This is a genomic window from Serratia sp. BIGb0234 (assembly GCF_024809915.1).
Classification (GTDB): domain Bacteria; phylum Pseudomonadota; class Gammaproteobacteria; order Enterobacterales; family Enterobacteriaceae; genus Serratia; species Serratia liquefaciens.
The window spans coordinates 426,964-440,898 of sequence record NZ_JANUEI010000001.1 but is presented as its reverse complement, the minus strand read 5'-3'; the positions used below and the strand labels follow the sequence as shown (position 1 = coordinate 440,898).

The window sequence follows — 13,935 nt, the reverse complement described above, 5'->3', positions numbered from 1 at the left end:
GGCGCTATTGTCCCACAGACCGTCGGCTGCGTCAGCCTAGCCTTCGATCATTGAAGCGCGACCCGCACTGAACGACCACTCGTCCTGTTGGGTGGTGGTAATCACTACCATCACATCCTGCGGACTCAACTGCAGGTTTTCTTCCAGCAACGCCGCCAACCGCTGATAAAAACGCTGCTTGGTGGCGGTATCGCGCGGACGGCCAATGGTGATGTAAAACAGCACATAATCCGCCGAACGTGGGCCGCCGAGATAATGGGGATCGTAAATCAGCTCGCCGGGGCGGTATTGATCAATGGCCTGAAACTTGTCGGCCGGCGGCACGCTAAAAGTCTCGACCAGCGCCTGGTGCAGGCTGTCAGATAAGGTTTTCAGGTATTGCGCTGACTTGCCCTGATGCAAAGCGATACGGCTGAATGGCATGGGACTACTCCTGTTTCAATTCGCGCAGGCGTGCCACGGCAGAGGCCGCCGCTGGCCAACCAGCATAAAACGCCAGATGAGTGATCGCCTCGGCGAGCTGTTCAACGCTCACGCCATTACGTTCGGCCAGTTGCAGATGAAACGGCATCTGCTCCACGCGGTTGAGCGCCACCAGCGCAGCCACGGTGATCAGACTGCGCTCGCGCGGCGTGAGCCCCGGTCGCTGCCATACATCGTCGAATAATACGCTGTCGCTGAGCTGCGCCAACTTGGGGGCAATGTCGCCAAACGCCTGCTGGCCAGCCTGTTGGGAAGGTTGCATCTTGCACTCCTGCTGCTTAAGGGAAGCTTTACGCTACCCTCAACCTGCATGGGTGAAAATCGGGATTTTCAGCATCAATCATTCACATAAACAGGACAATAAGCCCTCCTGATGCGCTGAAGGAATTCGTCAACGTATAAATCTCACGCATGATTTTTGGCAGCGACCTGATGGGCATCACGGGGAATTCTAGGCGCCCGTAGAAGAAACAGACGCTTTCCGCGAGATTTTTAATCGTTCGACATGGAAATGAATATTTTGTCATAAATAGATCACATAACTACGGTAAAAAATCCTCGCTGCAAAAAAACAGGCGGCACAGTGAAACAGCAGTACTACTGATGATAAGCGTCTTTCAATCGAATAAAGCAGGGTAAATCATGAAACGTAATCTTCTGGCCGTTATTATTCCGGCACTTTTAATTGCGCAGACAGCACAGGCAGCAGAAATCTACAATAAAGACGGCAACAAACTTGATTTTTACGGCCGCGTAAAAGCACTGCACTATTTCTCTGACGATGCCGGTAATGATGGCGATAAAACCTATGTGCGTATCGGTTTTAAAGGCGCTACTCAAATTAACGATATGCTGACTGGCTATGGCCAGTGGGAATATCAAATAGCAGCCAACCACTCTGAATCTGACGGCACAAAAGATACCAAAACCCGTTTGGGCTTCGCCGGTCTGAAATATAAAGATATCGGTTCATTCGACTACGGCCGCAACTACGGCATTATCTATGACGTCGGCGCCTGGACGGATATGCTGCCTGAGTTCGGTGATGACGCCTACGTCAAAACCGACAACTTTATGAATGGTCGTACCAACGGCGTGGCAACCTACCGTAACAATGACTTCTTCGGCCTGGTCGAAGGTCTGAAGTTCGCGGTACAGTACCAGGGCAAGAACGAAAACGACGGCCGTTCCAACAGCAAGGCGAACGGCGACGGTTGGGGTCTGTCTTCCAGCTATGAAATCATCGACGGCCTGAGCGTGGGTGCCGCCTATGCCTCTTCCAACCGTACTGCCGGGCAAAAAGCGGGTACCTTCGGTAAGGGCGACAAAGCTGATATTTGGGCCGGCGGCCTGAAATACGACAACAACGATGTTTACCTGGCAGCAACCTATTCGCAAAGCCGTAATATCGCGCCAATCTCCGGCACCGCCACTATCAATAATAATTCCACTTCCGTAAGCGGCTTTGCCAATAAGGCGGAAGGTCTGGAATTGGTTGCGCAATATCAGTTCGACTTCGGTCTTCGTCCATCGCTGGGTTATGTTCAGCAGAAAGGCAAAGATATTGAAGGCATCGGCGACGCCGACCTGGTGAAATATATCGACGTTGGCGCCTACTACTATTTCAACAAGAACATGTCGACCTATGTCGATTATAAAATCAACCAACTCGACAGCGATAACAAGCTGGGTCTGAAAGACGACAACGTGATTGCCGTCGCCCTGACCTACCAGTTCTGATGTGATGAATAACCACCACTGCAAACCTTAGCTTCACTTTATACCCAGAGTTACTTCGCCGGGCGGCAACGCCCGGTTTTTTCATTTGTGCTTTTACCGCCTGTTCCTGCCTCATTTACCGCTGCATATCCCGTAACCGCACGCGGAAACTTGCCTTATAAAACAATCGGGTCTAGATGTATAGCTTCCGCCTTAGACAGGGAAAGCTCATGCACACCGATGAAAGCTTCGAGTACCAAAGCGCCCTGCGCTACAGCAGCGACGAGCTGGCGCAGATCCTTTGTCATTGTTTTGAAAACTATATTGTACGTTTCGTGATTGACGGTGATACCTTCGCCCGCCGTTTTGGTGCCGAAGACCTCAGCCTGAACGACAGTATTATCGTTACCCACCAGCAACAACCGGTAGCGCTGGCGCTGATCAGCCGCCGTGGCCTGCACAGCCGGATATCGGCACTCTCCATCCGTCCGGAAATGCGCGGCAAAGGCTTGGGAAAAGCCTTGATGAAACGCATTGTCGCCGACGCGCATCAGCGCGGCGATCGTCAACTGTCATTGGAAGTGATTGAAGGGAACGAGGCTGCGTTGGCGCTCTACCATCGGGCCGGGTTGCAAATCGTCCGCACGCTGACCGGGCATCTGGCCGCTACGCCGGTACTTGACGAAGTTGCGCAGTTGCAAGAGATCGACCCGCTGTTCGTCTCTCACCGCCTGATTGCCGAGGGTGCCACCGACCTGCCCTGGCTGATCGCGCCGGAGACGTTGTTCAAGCTACCCGGCAAACCCCATGCTTTCAGCCTTGGCCACCAGGCCTATGCGGTGGTGCAGTTGGGCGCCGACAAGTGCTTTTTGCGCATGATCTACGTGCCGCCGCAGCACCGCAGTCAGGGCCATGCCCGTACCATGCTGGCTGCATTACAGGCGAAGTTTGCGCCGTTACCGCTGGTAGCCAACGTTTACGTTCCTGAAGTGGCCGCCCCCTTCTTCGACCGACTCGGCTGGCAGCAGGACGCGTTGCGCCAGTTTGAAATGACGATGACCTTGAACACACCACAATAACAATCAGAGAGTGATTTATTTATGGCAGGAATAATGAGACAGAAAATGGCCCTCGGCGCGGCGATCGGCATTGCGCTGGTGACCCTGACCGGCTGCGTGCAGCCAGCAAAAACCGATCGGCAGGCACAACAGCAGTTGGCTGAGCAATCCGTGCTGGCGCTGAACTGGTTCCAGCAATCCGGCGAATATCAGGCGCTGACGCACCAGGCCTTCAACAGCGCCAGGCTGGCCTTTGATCAGGCCAAGGCCGCGCCGGGCAAGAAGAAGGCCGTGGTGGTCGATTTGGACGAAACCATGCTGGATAACAGCCCTTATTCCGGCTGGCAGGCGCAGCAGGGCCAACCTTTCGCCGCTGCCACCTGGGCGAAGTGGTCACAGGCGCAACAGGCCGGCGCGGTGCCAGGTGCCGTGCAGTTTGCCCGCTACGTCAACAGTCATCAGGGCACCATGTTTTACGTCTCCAACCGCAAACAGTCTGAATACGCCGCCACGCTGGCCAATATGCAAAAATTGGGCTTCACCGGCATGTCGGAAAAAACCGTGCTGTTAAGCGGTGATACCTCCAACAAGCAGGCGCGTTTCGACGCAATCAAGAACGCCGGTTACGACATCGTGGTTTACGCCGGTGACAACCTGAACGACTTCGGCGCCGCGACCTACCACAAAGATAACGCGCAGCGGCGGGCGTTCGTCGCCGACAACCAAAGCAAATTCGGCACCGAGTTTATCGTGTTGCCCAACCCGTTGTACGGCGATTGGGAAAGCGGCATGGCGAAGGACTATAGCAAGCTGACGCCAGAGCAAAAGCTGCAGATTCGCCAACAGGCAATCAAGGCCTGGAACGGACAGTAACCTCCCAAGCCTTGCAGGGACGGCGCTGGCTGCGTTCTGATTAAGGGGGCGATACGTTCGCCCCCTTAGGCGATAACGCTTGAAAAACGACGGGGTAGTCAGAGCAATTTATACATATAACTGGTGGCGTCCAGCGCACCGCCATTGCTGGCGCGTGCGTATTGCGGAATGCTGCCCGCCAGTTGAAAGCCCAGCCGACGGTACAGGCCTTCCGCCGTGTCGCCGGTCAGGGTATCCAGCACCAGTAAATGCCGTTGATGCTCAACCGCCAGCTGTTGCACCTGCAACATCAGGCTGCGGGCAATGCCCTGACGGCGAGCATCCGGGTGCACCATCAGCTTCACCACCTCCGCCCGGTGGCGGCCGTTATCAGGCATATCCAGCAGCAGTTGCACCGTACCGACCACCCTTCCGGCATCTCGATCTCGGGCCACCAGCAGCAGCCTTTCCTTCCGTTCAATAGCCGGCAACAGACGGTGCCAGAACGCCTGCGCCTGCTCAACGCTAAACGGCATGACAAAACCGATGCTCGCCCCCTGCGAGACGCTGGCATGCAGCATCGCCGCCAGTTCAGGGATCGCACTTTGTACCGCACTGACGTTCAATTGCTGTATCTCAATCATGATTATGGCCTGCAGATAACGAGGGTGTAATGGGCCGGCTCGGGGCCGGGTGCATGAAATTTTGAAGCGCCGAACAAGCGGTAACGCAGGCAATCGCCCGGTTCTAGCTGAAAAGTTCGCGCCTCCAGCGTCAATTCAAGCCGGCCTTCCAGCAGCCATAAATGGTGTTCAAGCGCGTGTATCGAAGGGGCGTCATAAGCGATCACCGCGCCGGCCTCCAGCGTGCCCTCGATAAATTCCGCCTTATAGAGGGCGGCGGGCGGTGATACCGAACGACGATGAAAACCGCTGGCGCGATCAACCCACACCGTCTGCTGTTCGCGATGCAGCAACTCTGGCGGTTCGTCCTCAACCTCGCTGAGCAGCCGTGACATGGTCAGCCCATACGCCGCGCACAGTTTGTTCAACAACGAGGCAGTCGGGCTGGTTTCCGCACGCTCAACCCGCGATAGCGTTGCCCGGCTGATGCCGGTTTGCTGCGCCAACGCTTCCAGCGACCAGCCCTGCTGCTGGCGTAAATCAGACAGCCGTTGCGCCAAGCGAAGGTCGGCGCTGTCCACTCCGTTATCCATGGTCTCTATAGCCCTGATATGAAAAATCCCATATGAGAGAAATAATCTCAAATACGGGATTCGTCAATCAGATTTTCAAGCAACCCCTGCGAAGTTGTAAAACTCAGCAGGCGGCACCCGTCTTATTCAGGACGAACGCATTGGCTCACAGGGGTGGCAGAGAGCGACAACCCCGGCGATGCCAGCGCAATTTCGGCATCGCTGGTTGCCACAACAGGTGGAGTAATCGCCGCACAACGCCAGGCGCTAAAGACCGCCAGCAGCGGCGCCAAGGCAAACAGCAGGAATAACCAGCGCGCGGCGGAGGCGGCACCCGGTGCCCCACCCGGCACGTTCAGCCCGGCCAGGTTGGCGACCATTCCCGCCAACGCGGCACCGAACGCGGTGGCAAACAGTTGCACCGTAGTGATCGACGCGCCGGCAATATCCTTATCCGCCTCTGGCGAGACTTGCAGAATACGCGTCAGCAGATGTGGCCAGCCAAAACCGATACCAAACCCCACCACTGTCAGAGCGATGACAATCGGCGTCAGTGCCGACCAATGACCACCGGAAGGCGTTGGCATCAATACGCCCAGGGCCAATAGCCCGACAAACACAAACAGCGGCCCGCTGATAATGGCCCGGCGCATACCCGCACTGCGCCAGCCCGAACTGAGGATCTCCGACAGCGTCCAGCCCGCCGCCATGGTGGCTGCAATATAGCCGGAAATCAGCGGTGACTGCCCGTGCAGCGTTTGCAGGAAATAAGGCACGAAGATTTCGCTGGTCATGCCCACAACCAGCAGGGAGACGGTGATATACAGCGAAGCCAGAGGGGAACCGCGGCGTAAAGCGCCTTGAGGCAGTAGACGGGCGCGGGAGTGCGCTTCACGGCGAATCAGCCAAACCATCATCAGCACGGCCAATGCAATACCGCCAAAATTGACCCAGGCGCTGTCGGCCAGGCTGCCGGCGGATACCACCAGCACCGCCACCGCCAGCAGCAACAGCTGGGCTACCGGCAGCGGCGCTGCCTGCTGTTGCGGTTTGCCTTTCGGCAGGATCAGGAAGGTGAACCCGGCGTACAACACCATGATTGGCAACAGGATGCCGAAGGCCCAGCGCCAGGCGTTCAGTTCGGCGAAAATGCCGCCCACCGCCGGTCCCACCAGCGTAGCAATACCCCACATCGCCGAAATCAGCGCCATTGCCCGCGGCCAAAGTTTTTGCTCGAACACCAGGTTGATCATGGCGTACGAAAGCGCGAAAATCAGCCCGCCGCCGAACCCCTGCACGGTGCGACCTATCAGCATCACCGGCATCGACGGCGCCAATGCACACAGCATTGCCCCGGCAATAAAGAACAGCGACGCCACCAGATAGGCACTGCGTGCACCGTAACCACTGAGCAGACGTGCAGATAACGCCGATCCGAGAATCGACGCCACCACAAACAGCGTGGTGTTCCAGGCATACAGATTCAGGCCACCAATATCCTGCACCACCGAGGGCAGAATGGTGGTGGCGACCAGAATATTGATCGCATGCAGCGCTACGCCGAGTGAGAGCGCGATCGCACTGGCGCCATTTTTGCCGGAGAATAAGTCGGCCCAGCGGCTATCATCGTTGGTTATCACGGTTGTCGTCCTGTTTTCAGAGGAAGGGCATTGAGTTAATAGTGATATTGCGTTAAATTTAACAAGAGTTAACTTGGAATAATGGTAGGGCGAGGCGGAGAAATATGTCAAGAATAAACTTGGAAAATGGCGGTAGTCCCGCACAATCGGTCAGTGACCGTTTGCTGACACTATTAAAAACCCGCGGCCCACAACAAGCGTCTGATGCAGGAAAGGTTCTTGGCACCACAGGTGAGGCTGCGCGCCAGCAGTTTGTCAAACTGGCCAAAGACGGGCTGGTTGAAGCCGTGGCGGAAACCCGCGGCGTCGGCCGACCGGTGCAGCTCTGGCACCTGACCGCCGCCGGCAATGCGCGCTTTCCGGATACCCATTCAGAATTGACGGTACAGTTGCTGCGCACCGTACGCGACAAGCTGGGCGAGCAGGCGATTGAGTTATTGATCGACACCCGCGAGCAAGAAACGCGGATTAATTACAAGCAGGCGATGATTGGCGCTACCGACTTGCAGGAACGGGTTCAGCGTCTGACGGCCATTCGTTGCCGCGAAGGCTATATGGCCGAATGCCGTACTCAGGAAGACGGCTCCTTTCTGTTGGTAGAGAACCACTGCCCTATTTGCGCCGCCGCTACCGTTTGTCAGGGGTTCTGCCGTGCTGAGCTGAGTATTTTCACCGAGGTGTTGCAGGCGCAGGTTGAACGTTCCGAACATATTCTGGCCGGTGCACGCCGCTGCGCCTACCGTATTTCGCTGCTGTAATCGGCACTCGGCTCAAGGCTATCTGCAGGCTGGCGTTCTCTCTCGATTCTCATCGGTTCGCCAGCCGACCTTGCCGTTAAAAAATAGTGAAAAGCGTTGCTAATCTTCCGTGCGATCGGGTTTACTGAGTCCTCTAATAATAACCTCCCTGCAGAATAAATATCCATGCTGAGTCAAAGTAGCCGTAACGTCCTGCCGTTAATCGGGGCGCTGTTCACGTTATATATTGTCTGGGGTTCTACCTACTTCGTTATTCGTCTGGGCGTGGAGAGCTGGCCACCGCTGATGATGGCCGGTATCCGCTTTTTGGTCGCCGGCATAGTGCTGTTCAGCTTTTTAGCGTTGCGCGGCCATGCATTACCAACCCCCCGGCAGTGGCTGGCCGCTGGCACTATCGGTATCTTGCTACTGGCGGTGGGTAACGGTCTGGTGACCGTGGCAGAACACCAGCACGTACCTTCCGGTATTGCCGCCGTGATGGTCGCGACGGTACCGCTGTTCACCCTGTTCTTCAGCCTGTTTTGGGGCATGCGCAATACCAAGCTGGAGTGGGCGGGTATCGCATTGGGCCTGGTGGGGATCGTATTGCTCAATACCGGCAATAACCTGGTGGGCAACCCTACCGGTGCGTTACTGATCCTGCTGGCTTCCGCCAGTTGGGCCTTTGGCTCGGTGCTGGGGTCACGTATTTCGCTACCGGCCGGACCGATGGCGGGCGCGGCGGAGATGCTGGTTGCCGGAGTGGTTCTGCTGGTCGTCAGTCAGCTCAGCGGCGAACGCCTGACGCAGATGCCCAGCGCCAAAGGTTTCTTTGCGCTGGGATACCTGATTATCTTCGGTTCCATGTTGGCCATTAGCGCCTATATGTTTTTGCTGAAAAACGTGCGTCCGGCGGTAGCCACCAGTTATGCCTATGTCAATCCGGTGGTGGCCGTGCTGCTCGGCATCGGTTTTGCCGGCGAATCGCTGGCACCGCGTGAATGGGCGGCGCTGGTGATTATCGTAGCGGCGGTGGTGCTGGTGACGCTGGGCAAATTCCTGTTTGCTCGCCCAGTCAGTCGCATAAGCAGGCAAAGGTAGAGGCGCTGCACGCTGCGGCCGAATTAATCGGGGCGAATGTATTCGCCCCCTACAGCGGCTGGAGTGACAAATCCACCGGAAACAGGTTTAAACGCTGCAGCTTGAAAGACGACGGGTATTAAAACGATTCTTGTTTCATATTACGAAGCGTCTATAATTCCCGTTGTTCCTGGCAACCTGCGAAATCATCCCCATGCTGAAAAAATCGTTCATTATCGTTATCTTTCTGTGTGCCTTTGGTTCACTCGGCGGCGTATTCCTGGCCGGGCTGAATATGTACACCCGTTCCACCACGCCGCTAGAAGAGACCGCCACGTCACACGAAGCCGCCGCCACTGCCACTCCGGCAGAGAGCATTCAGGCCAAGTGATGCGTCCCGCGCTGGCAGCGTTGTTGTAAAAAAACGCTGCAGTCGCCCGACGCGCACCGGTATCTGCAAAGGGCGCGGTAACCGCCTCATTGCTCCATTTCAGCAGCAATTCCCCTTCTCTTCTTTCGCCAACCGTTGGTGCGATTTTCTGCGCGCTGCCGCCGACAGAAACGTCAACAAATTACCGCTGTGTTCAACCCCATTCTGCGGTCAAATTCTCATCTATTCAGTCTGCCACTCTTCCTGATGAAATAGCATTGACCGTAAAACACCCAAGAGTTATGGTTAAATCATAACTTTCTGGAGTACTGAAAATGGATGCAAGCAATGGACTACATCCTTAGCCTTCATGGCACCCGAGTAAACCGTGAAGATGGCTACTGGTGGAAAATAGAAGCATGGAAAGTAACCAAAACGGCTTTCATTCCCCATGGCATACGCTACAACTTGACGCTGCATGATAAATACAACACCCGAGTGTTTGGCATCGACAATGCCCATGCCATTAAAGTCCCTCGAAAAGGGCAATTTTCAGGCCGAATACTTTACGACCACCAACATCAGACGCCCACGGATAAAGGCTCACCCTATGAGTTTCATTCCGCTTTTCAGTTGGTGGAAGATTTCTTCACTAAAATCGATGAAGTCATAAGCAAGAGAGAAAACCGAGGTTGAAGATGAAAGCACTGATTGGCGTAATGCCTGAAGAGTTGATCCGCAAACGGATACTGGCCATTGCAAAAGGTGAATACCAGCCGCAGGAGCGTGAACCGCAGGTCTGGTTCACCTCAATGATTGCTTTGGCCCAGGTGCTCAGCAATGAAAATATTGCCCTGCTGCGGATGATTGATACGGAAAAACCGGCAACCATGAGCCGATTGGCGGAACTCTCCGGTCGGCAAATAAGCAATCTTTCCGCCACGCTGAAAACGCTCAGCGGCCACGGTCTGGTATCGCTGGAAAAACACGGCCGAACGGTCAAACCCAGAGCCTTATTTACTGACTTCGAGATCATTGTCGATCAAAAATTGAACGCACGCTTTAGCGCAGCCTGAACGCAGGCCAGTCATAAGCTTACAGCGCTGTCACCCCGCGGGCGGCGGCCTGCTGCTCCAGCTCGGTGATTATTTGGTATGCCGAACGCGGCACCAGGCTGAAATCGCCGATCAGCAGGTTGTCGCTTACCGCTTCGCCCAGCATCGCCTTCGCCCCGGCACGCAGTATTTCCAGCTGTTCCGGCGGGGTCTGCGACGAGGTAATCAAGGGTAGCCCCGGCACGCTGGCCGTTCGTCCAATAATTTTCAGCCCGGCCAACGCCTGGGGCCGTGCCCGTTTCAACAGTTCCAGGCTGACGCAGTCGACGGCAGCAATGTCTGCCTGCCGGTTTTGGATCAGCTTGAGCGACTGATAGTGCGCCCCGGAGGCGATGGCAGCACTGAAGAATCTGCCGTTCTGTGCCAAGGGTGCGATCAGCGCACGCAAGCTGTTATGCCCTGACTGAGAGTCGGTACTGTTGTATGCGGCGATCCGGCCGCGAAAATCCGCCAGTTGCTCGCCTGAGTCGTCGTCGCGCACCACCAACCAACTGCTGTAATTCGCGCCCTCACAACCCTCGACGCGGTAGTGATAAGTCCCGATCAGCTGCACCTGCTGCAGGCTGCTGACCAGCGGATAACCGCAGGTTTGGCTGAGCAATAAATCGTCCTGTAGCCAGTGCTGAGCCAGGTCGTGCGGCCAGACGAGCTGTTCAGGAGCCAGCGGCAATCCCAACTGCAGTAATTTACCGCGCAGCACTCGCCAGAAAGATTCGGCCGGTTGATGAGTCACGCCATACATCGGCAAAGATACTTGCATCCTATTCCCTTACCCCGCAGAAGAAGCCGCCTGCGTCTGCTGACGCCAGGCGGTGAGATAGCGCACCCAGCGCTCAAACAGCATATCGGTAATGATCGCCAGCAGCGCCACCACTACCGCGCCCTGGATCACGTAGGCGGTATTAAAACCGCTCAGGCCAATGATTATCGGCGAACCAAGCGTTTTGGTGCCGACGGTGGAAGCGATTGCCGCCGTGCCGATATTGATGATCACCGAGGTCCGAATACCGGCAACAATCACCGGCGCCGCCAGCGGCAGTTCGACGCGCCACAGAATTTGCCTGGCGCTCATACCAACCCCTTGCGCAACCTCGCGGGTCGCGCTGGGTACCGATTCAATACCCGTCAGCGTGCCCTGCAAGATCGGCAGCAAACCGTACAGCACCAGTGCGATAATCGCCGGCTGTTCGCTAAAGCCCATCACAGGTACCGCTACCGCCAGCACCGCCACGGGCGGAAAAGTCTGGCCGACCGCTACCACGGTTTCCACCAGCGAACGAAACGCCTTACCGGCAGGGCGCGTCACGCCGATCCCGGCCGCTACGCCAATCACCACGGCGATCAGACTGGAGACCGCGACCAGCAACAGATGTGCCCACACCAGCGAGATAAAACTGTCCTGCTGATACACCGGCCTTTCCAGATCGGGAAACCAGGCAGCAAACAGGCCATGCAGATGATTCATGCCAAACACCAGCGCCAGCAGCAGGGCAAAGGTCCAGGGCAGCGGATCGCGCAGCCAACGCAGGGCTTTAGGCGCACTCATGACAGCGCCTTTTGGGCAATCAGATCGTTGAAATGCAGCACGCCGAGTGCCTCTCCTTGCTCCCCCACCACCGGCAAGCATTCACTGCCGCGCGCCACAAATACCGACAACGCTTCACGCAGGTTCATGGTGGAGGAAATAGGTTCACCGTCCGCATGCCCGGGCCGCACCCGTTCCGCCACCGTGCCTAAAGAAAGCAATTTGATGCCGCGATCGCTGCGGCCAAAGAAATCGCGCACAAAATCGTTGGCCGGTGCAGTCAGTAGCTCCAGTGGCGTGCCTTGTTGCACCACACGGCCCTGATCGAGCAACACGATGCGATCGGCCAATGCCAGCGCTTCGTCAATGTCATGCGTCACCAGTACGATGGTGCGCCCGGAGAGATGATGAATACGCGCAATCTCCGTCTGCAGCGCGGTGCGCGTTACCGGATCGAGAGCGCCAAAGGGTTCGTCCATCAACAACACTTCCGGATCGGCAGCCAACGCGCGCGCCACTCCCACCCGCTGCTGTTGCCCGCCGGAAAGCTGATGCGGATAACGGTGTCGGAACAGTTCCGGCTCCAGGTGCAACAGCTCCAGCAGTTCGGTCACCCGATCGCGGATCCGTGCCCGCGGCCATTTCAGCAATTGCGGCACGGTGGCGATGTTCTCCTCTACCGTCCAATGCGGAAACAGGCCGATCGACTGAATGGCATAGCCCATGCGGCGCCGCAGATCCTGCGGTTTGAATTTTTGGATCTCTTCATCGGCAAAGTAAATTTTGCCCTGATCGTGTTCGATCAGCCGGTTGATCATTTTTAATGTGGTGGATTTACCGGAGCCTGAGGTACCGATCAGTACGGCAAATTCGCCTTTGGCAATCTGCAGCGTCAGATCGTCCACCGCCGGCTTACCCTGAAAAATCTTGCTGACCTGATTAAACTGAATCATCGGCGTGACACTTCCAAAATTGAAACCATAAATTTAAACAGCGAATCGACGATTACCGCCATCACGATCACCGGGATCACGCCCAGCAGCACCAGATCCAGCGCGCTGCTCAGCAACCCCTGGAAAACGATGGCGCCGAAACCTCCGGCACCGATCAACGCGGCCACCACCGCCATGCCGACGGTCTGCACCGCCAGAATGCGTACGCCGGTCAGAAACAGCGGCAAAGCCAACGGCAGCTGTACGCGAAAGAAAATCTGGCCGCGCGTCAGCCCCATACCGCTGGCAGATTCGATCACGCTGGCGGGCACGCTCTGTAACCCGGCCACCACGCTGCGCACCAGCGGCAACAGGGCGTACAACACCAGGGCGACTATCGCCGGCGCCATGCCAATGCCGCTGACGCCGTGTTCCGCCAGCCAGGGCACCGCCTTCGCCAACCCGGCCAACGGCGCTATCAGCAGGCCGAACAGGGCAATCGACGGCACGGTCTGGATAATGTTCAGCGTGGAGAAGATCGGGGTTTGCAAACGGGATGAACGAAAACACAACACCCCGAGCGGCACGCCGATCAGCAGCGCCGGGACCATCGTCGCCAGCAGAATAGTCAGGTGCTGCAACAGCGCGGCATCAAACACATCTTGCCGGTTGTAATACTCTTTCAGCAGCGAAAGCTGATCCAACTGATGGCCGAACAGCAGCGCCAGCGCAGGCAATATCACCAGCAGGTTGCCGAGCATGCGCCACAAATGCGAAGACGTGATGCGGGTGATGGCATCGGCAGCCATCAGCAGGCTCAGCGCCAGCATCAGCCAGCAGCCGCTGCCCCAGGAGGTACGCGCCAGTTTGGAACCTTCCTGCGCCAACTGCTGCGCGGCATGCCCGCTCAGCCAGAAGGTGAGCGCCAGCAGCGCTGCAGCCGCCAGCGCAGTCAACAATGCATTGCGCCTGAGCGGTGCCAACAGGCTGAGCACTGCCAGCACCAACAGCGGGGCCAATAGCCACAGCGCCGGGCCGTGCAGCAGGGAAATCAGGGAAATGCTCTTGCCCGACAGCAGGCGATTGGGGGCATAGCTGAGGAACGGCAGGCCAAATGCGGCCAGCAGCAACAGAACAAGCAGCGTCAGTAATACGCGGTTTTTTACGGCAATAATCAAAGAAACTCTCCGGCTCCATAGTCAATGGGCCCTGCTCTCCCTCTCTCCCAT

17 protein-coding genes are annotated in these 13,935 nt (G+C 56.8%); 8 read left to right on the top strand and 9 right to left on the bottom strand.

Features of this window, described 5'->3' with window-relative positions; genetic code table 11:
- Positions 1-36 precede the first annotated feature (36 nt).
- Together M2407_RS02300 and M2407_RS02295 are read right to left on the bottom strand one after the other, a co-directional pair.
- Positions 37-423 carry a tautomerase family protein gene (locus M2407_RS02300; protein ID WP_128863999.1) on the bottom strand — a complete coding sequence of 129 codons (387 nt, stop codon included), beginning with the start codon at positions 421-423 and terminating at the stop codon, positions 37-39.
- 4 nt (positions 424-427) lie between these two features.
- Positions 428-745: a carboxymuconolactone decarboxylase family protein gene (locus tag M2407_RS02295; protein ID WP_020825886.1), complete on the bottom strand. Its 318-nt coding sequence runs from the start codon at positions 743-745 to the stop codon at positions 428-430.
- Between the two features lie 380 nt (positions 746-1,125).
- Here M2407_RS02295 and ompC point away from each other — a divergent pair, with 380 nt between their 5' ends.
- The 3 genes from ompC (at position 1,126) to M2407_RS02280 (ending at position 4,133) form a co-directional block, all read left to right on the top strand.
- On the top strand, positions 1,126-2,223 hold the full coding sequence (gene ompC, locus M2407_RS02290) for a porin OmpC (protein ID WP_046374141.1): 1,098 nt from the start codon (positions 1,126-1,128) through the stop codon (positions 2,221-2,223).
- 209 nt (positions 2,224-2,432) lie between these two features.
- On the top strand, positions 2,433-3,281 hold the full coding sequence (locus M2407_RS02285; protein WP_259216658.1) for a GNAT family N-acetyltransferase: 849 nt from the start codon (positions 2,433-2,435) through the stop codon (positions 3,279-3,281).
- Positions 3,282-3,314: 33 nt separating this feature from the next.
- Positions 3,315-4,133 (top strand): 5'-nucleotidase, lipoprotein e(P4) family, encoded by an 819-nt coding sequence (locus M2407_RS02280; protein WP_409049645.1) that lies wholly within the window; start codon positions 3,315-3,317, stop codon positions 4,131-4,133.
- A 98-nt stretch (positions 4,134-4,231) separates the two neighbouring features.
- On the opposite strand, the gene M2407_RS02275 is transcribed toward M2407_RS02280, so the two are convergent.
- From M2407_RS02275 to M2407_RS02265, 3 genes are all read right to left on the bottom strand, one after another.
- Complete coding sequence (locus M2407_RS02275; protein WP_130015983.1) at positions 4,232-4,756, bottom strand: GNAT family N-acetyltransferase; 525 nt, start codon at positions 4,754-4,756, stop codon at positions 4,232-4,234.
- Between the two features lie 2 nt (positions 4,757-4,758).
- The gene (locus M2407_RS02270) at positions 4,759-5,328 is read right to left on the bottom strand and encodes a helix-turn-helix domain-containing protein (protein ID WP_048761487.1); all 570 of its coding nucleotides are present in this window, start codon (positions 5,326-5,328) and stop codon (positions 4,759-4,761) included.
- A gap of 122 nt (positions 5,329-5,450) precedes the next feature.
- Positions 5,451-6,947, bottom strand: coding sequence for an MFS transporter (locus M2407_RS02265; RefSeq protein ID WP_240504831.1), 1,497 nt, complete (start codon positions 6,945-6,947; stop codon positions 5,451-5,453).
- 104 nt (positions 6,948-7,051) lie between these two features.
- Here M2407_RS02265 and M2407_RS02260 point away from each other — a divergent pair, with 104 nt between their 5' ends.
- The 5 genes from M2407_RS02260 (at position 7,052) to M2407_RS02240 (ending at position 10,210) form a co-directional block, all read left to right on the top strand.
- Positions 7,052-7,705 carry a metalloregulator ArsR/SmtB family transcription factor gene (locus M2407_RS02260; protein WP_046374146.1) on the top strand — a complete coding sequence of 218 codons (654 nt, stop codon included), beginning with the start codon at positions 7,052-7,054 and terminating at the stop codon, positions 7,703-7,705.
- Between the two features lie 165 nt (positions 7,706-7,870).
- A complete protein-coding gene (gene yedA / locus M2407_RS02255; RefSeq protein WP_130015982.1) occupies positions 7,871-8,785 on the top strand; it encodes a drug/metabolite exporter YedA in 915 nt (304 codons plus the stop codon).
- A 193-nt stretch (positions 8,786-8,978) separates the two neighbouring features.
- A complete protein-coding gene (locus M2407_RS02250; RefSeq protein ID WP_162838007.1) occupies positions 8,979-9,155 on the top strand; it encodes a hypothetical protein in 177 nt (58 codons plus the stop codon).
- A 327-nt stretch (positions 9,156-9,482) separates the two neighbouring features.
- The gene (locus M2407_RS02245) at positions 9,483-9,830 is read left to right on the top strand and encodes a DUF6516 family protein (protein WP_259216654.1); all 348 of its coding nucleotides are present in this window, start codon (positions 9,483-9,485) and stop codon (positions 9,828-9,830) included.
- A gap of 2 nt (positions 9,831-9,832) precedes the next feature.
- Complete coding sequence (locus M2407_RS02240) at positions 9,833-10,210, top strand: MarR family transcriptional regulator (protein ID WP_201895592.1); 378 nt, start codon at positions 9,833-9,835, stop codon at positions 10,208-10,210.
- Between the two features lie 19 nt (positions 10,211-10,229).
- Here M2407_RS02240 and M2407_RS02235 read toward each other — a convergent pair whose 3' ends face one another.
- Genes M2407_RS02235 through M2407_RS02220 form a run of 4 tightly spaced genes read right to left on the bottom strand, consistent with a single transcriptional unit; the run spans position 10,230 to position 13,878 of the window.
- Complete coding sequence (locus M2407_RS02235; protein ID WP_128863994.1) at positions 10,230-11,009, bottom strand: phosphate/phosphite/phosphonate ABC transporter substrate-binding protein; 780 nt, start codon at positions 11,007-11,009, stop codon at positions 10,230-10,232.
- A gap of 9 nt (positions 11,010-11,018) precedes the next feature.
- On the bottom strand, positions 11,019-11,795 hold the full coding sequence (locus M2407_RS02230; RefSeq protein ID WP_116690916.1) for an ABC transporter permease: 777 nt from the start codon (positions 11,793-11,795) through the stop codon (positions 11,019-11,021).
- The gene (locus M2407_RS02225) at positions 11,792-12,727 is read right to left on the bottom strand and encodes an ABC transporter ATP-binding protein (RefSeq protein WP_048761476.1); all 936 of its coding nucleotides are present in this window, start codon (positions 12,725-12,727) and stop codon (positions 11,792-11,794) included. Before M2407_RS02225 ends, M2407_RS02230 begins: the two co-directional genes overlap by 4 nt.
- Positions 12,724-13,878, bottom strand: coding sequence for an ABC transporter permease (locus M2407_RS02220; protein WP_259217303.1), 1,155 nt, complete (start codon positions 13,876-13,878; stop codon positions 12,724-12,726). The genes M2407_RS02225 and M2407_RS02220 overlap by 4 nt, the downstream gene beginning before the upstream one ends.
- Positions 13,879-13,935 lie beyond the last annotated feature (57 nt).

Excerpts from the sequence above, each read along its gene's own strand:
- M2407_RS02225 (WP_048761476.1), bottom strand. The coding sequence starts at position 12,727 with ATGATTCAGTTTAATCAGGTCAGCAAGATTTTTCAGGGTAAGCCGGCG.
- ompC (WP_046374141.1), top strand. The coding sequence starts at position 1,126 with ATGAAACGTAATCTTCTGGCCGTTATTATTCCGGCACTTTTAATTGCG.
- M2407_RS02250 (WP_162838007.1), top strand. The coding sequence starts at position 8,979 with ATGCTGAAAAAATCGTTCATTATCGTTATCTTTCTGTGTGCCTTTGGT.
- M2407_RS02230 (WP_116690916.1), bottom strand. The coding sequence starts at position 11,795 with ATGAGTGCGCCTAAAGCCCTGCGTTGGCTGCGCGATCCGCTGCCCTGG.
- M2407_RS02300 (WP_128863999.1), bottom strand. The coding sequence starts at position 423 with ATGCCATTCAGCCGTATCGCTTTGCATCAGGGCAAGTCAGCGCAATAC.
- M2407_RS02235 (WP_128863994.1), bottom strand. The coding sequence starts at position 11,009 with ATGCAAGTATCTTTGCCGATGTATGGCGTGACTCATCAACCGGCCGAA.
- M2407_RS02270 (WP_048761487.1), bottom strand. The coding sequence starts at position 5,328 with ATGGATAACGGAGTGGACAGCGCCGACCTTCGCTTGGCGCAACGGCTG.
- M2407_RS02280 (WP_409049645.1), top strand. The coding sequence starts at position 3,315 with ATGAGACAGAAAATGGCCCTCGGCGCGGCGATCGGCATTGCGCTGGTG.
- M2407_RS02260 (WP_046374146.1), top strand. The coding sequence starts at position 7,052 with ATGTCAAGAATAAACTTGGAAAATGGCGGTAGTCCCGCACAATCGGTC.
- M2407_RS02295 (WP_020825886.1), bottom strand. The coding sequence starts at position 745 with ATGCAACCTTCCCAACAGGCTGGCCAGCAGGCGTTTGGCGACATTGCC.
- yedA (WP_130015982.1), top strand. The coding sequence starts at position 7,871 with ATGCTGAGTCAAAGTAGCCGTAACGTCCTGCCGTTAATCGGGGCGCTG.
- M2407_RS02245 (WP_259216654.1), top strand. The coding sequence starts at position 9,483 with ATGGACTACATCCTTAGCCTTCATGGCACCCGAGTAAACCGTGAAGAT.
- M2407_RS02240 (WP_201895592.1), top strand. The coding sequence starts at position 9,833 with ATGAAAGCACTGATTGGCGTAATGCCTGAAGAGTTGATCCGCAAACGG.
- M2407_RS02275 (WP_130015983.1), bottom strand. The coding sequence starts at position 4,756 with ATGATTGAGATACAGCAATTGAACGTCAGTGCGGTACAAAGTGCGATC.
- M2407_RS02285 (WP_259216658.1), top strand. The coding sequence starts at position 2,433 with ATGCACACCGATGAAAGCTTCGAGTACCAAAGCGCCCTGCGCTACAGC.